The sequence below is a fragment of the Mesorhizobium sp. M4B.F.Ca.ET.017.02.2.1 genome (assembly GCF_003998955.1).
Taxonomy (GTDB): Bacteria; Pseudomonadota; Alphaproteobacteria; order Rhizobiales; family Rhizobiaceae; genus Mesorhizobium; species Mesorhizobium abyssinicae.
This window is the reverse complement of the sequence record NZ_RZOF01000547.1, coordinates 1-2445: the sequence shown is the minus strand read 5'-3', so window position 1 is coordinate 2445 and position 2445 is coordinate 1. Positions and strand designations below refer to the sequence as shown.

General features: G+C 68.7%; 2 protein-coding genes. One reads left to right on the top strand and one right to left on the bottom strand.

Annotated elements, in window-relative coordinates:
- Window positions 1–82 precede the first annotated feature (82 nt).
- A complete protein-coding gene (locus tag EN738_RS33570) occupies window positions 83–1501 on the top strand; it encodes a PLP-dependent aminotransferase family protein (protein WP_127287287.1) in 1419 nt (472 codons plus the stop codon).
- A 6-nt stretch (window positions 1502–1507) separates the two neighbouring features.
- On the opposite strand, the gene EN738_RS33565 is transcribed toward EN738_RS33570, so the two are convergent.
- Window positions 1508–2401, bottom strand: coding sequence for a LysR family transcriptional regulator (locus tag EN738_RS33565; RefSeq protein ID WP_127287286.1), 894 nt, complete (start codon window positions 2399–2401; stop codon window positions 1508–1510).
- Between the last annotated feature and the right edge of the window lie 44 nt (window positions 2402–2445).

Below are 2445 nucleotides of genomic sequence, written 5' to 3'. Positions count from 1 at the left end.
GTATCGCGCAGACCCCTATGGTGCAGCCAGAGACAATGCGGTACAATTCGGCAAAACTGTAATGGTCAATTGAGCAATACAGATGACCGAACTCGCTCTGGAAGCCGACGCAGCGCGCACTTTTGCCGCCACCACGCTTGTCGAAACTGTCATGGCGACCATCCGCCAGCGGATCGCTGCCCGCAGCCTGACGCCGGGGGCGCGGCTGCCCTCGATCCGCGCCCTCGCCAAATCCATGCGGGTTTCGAAATCCACCGTCGTCGAGGCCTATGAGCGGCTCGCCGCGGAAGGCACCATCCGCTCGCGCCCTGGCTCGGGCTTCTACGCCGCCGGCCAGCTGGCGCCTTTGTCGCTGGCCGAGATCGGCCCCCGTCTCGACCGCGAGGTCGATCCGCTCTGGGTCTCGCGCCAGTCGCTGGAAGCCGGCGACGAGGTGCTGAAACCCGGCTGCGGCTGGCTGCCGGCCGCATGGATGCCGCAAGCCGCCCTGCGCCGGGCGCTGCGCACGGCGGCGCGCGCCGATGATGTCGCGCTTGCCGATTACGGCACGCCGCTCGGCCTGCCGCCGCTGCGACAGTTGCTGGCGCGGCGCATGGCCGGGCATGGCATCGAAGCCGCGCCCGAACAGATCATGCTGACGGAATCGGGCACCCAGGCCATCGATCTCCTGTGCCGCTTCCTGATCGAGCCGGGCGACACCGTGCTTGTCGACGACCCCTGCTATTTCAATTTTCACGCGCTTCTGCGCGCCCACCGCGCCAAGGTGGTCAGCGTGCCCTACACGCCATCTGGGCCGGACATCGACTTGTTCGCCGCGGCGCTGGCCGAGCACCGGCCGCGCCTCTACATCACCAACTCCGGCATCCACAATCCGACAGGCGCGATCCTGTCGCCGGTCACCGCCCACCGGCTGCTCAAGCTCGCCGACCAGGCTGACCTCACCATCGTCGAGGACGACATCTTCGCCGATTTCGAGCACAGCCCCGCCCCGCGCCTGGCGGCGTTCGATGGCCTCAACCGCGTCGTCCAGATCGGCAGCTTCTCCAAGACGCTGTCGGCCTCGGTGCGATGCGGCTTCATCGCGGCGCCCCGCGACTGGATCGAGCAGCTCATCGACCTCAAGATCGCCACGACCTTCGGCGGCGGCAGGCTGGCGGCTGAACTGGTGCTGACCCTGCTGAAGGACGGCAGCTACCGCAAGCATGTCGAGGCGTTGCGCATCCGGCTTGCGCGCGCCATGGCCGAAACGAGTGCCCGCCTGAAGCCGATCGGCATCACGCCGTGGATCGAGCAGCCGGCCGGCCTGTTCCTGTGGTGCAGCCTGCCGGAGGGCCTGAATGCGGCGGAGGTCGCTCGCCGCGCACTGGCCGACAGTGTAGTGCTGGCACCCGGCAATGCGTTCAGCCTGTCCGGAACAGCCAGCCGCTTCCTGCGCTTCAATGTCGCCCAGTCGGCTGACGAACGCATCTTCACGGCGCTCGAAGCGGCGATGTCAGCGTAATTCCGCTCAGCCGGAAGCGGCGCAGACCGCGCGCACGCAATCGCGCAGCCAGCGTTGCGCCGGATCGGCGTCGAGGCGCGGATGCCAGAGCATGGAGATCGTCACCTCCGCTGTCGCGACCGGCAAGGGAAAGCTGAACATGCCGGCGCGCGCGCCTTCCGTATGCCGCTCGGGCACGCTGGCGATCAGGTCGGACGCGCGGGCCATGGCGAGTGTCACCGAGAAGCTGGACACCATGCACACCACAGTCCGGCGCAGTCCAAGCTGTTCCAGGGCCTCGTCGATCGGCCCTCTCTCGCGGCCGCGCCGGGAAACGCTGATGTGGCGCCCGGCCGCGAAGCGCGCCGGCGTGACAGGCCCCTGGCTTAGCGGATGGCCGGACCGCGCCGCACCGACGAAGCGGTCGCGAAAGAGCGTCTGAATGCGGACCTCGGGTCCGGTCTCGCCGGCTACGCCGATCTCCAGATCGATGGTCGCGTCGCGCAGCGACGCTACGTCCTTGTCGGACTTCGGCGCGAAGCGCAGCCGCACATTGGCAGCCTCCGCTCCGGCGCGGGCGACAAGCCGCGGCCCGAACTCCTCGACGAAGCTTTCGTTGGTGCGCAGCGTAAACGTCCGGTCGAGGCCTTGCAGGTCGAGGAGCCTGGCCGGGCGCAGCAGCGCTTCCCCGTCTTCGACCACGCGGCCCACCTGCAGCCGCAATTCCTGCGCGCGCGGCGTCGGCACAAGGCCCCGGCCGGCGCGGACCAGCAGCGGATCGCCCGTCGCCTCGCGCAGGCGCGCCAGCGTGCGGCTCATCGCCGACGGGCTGAGGCCCAGCCTTTGCGCGGCGCGCGCCACGCTGCCTTCGTTCAGCAGGACATCCAGGGCGGCCAGCAGGTTGAGATCGGGTGACGGCATCGCCGGATCATAGCACGGATATATGGCGTCGCATGCATGAATAA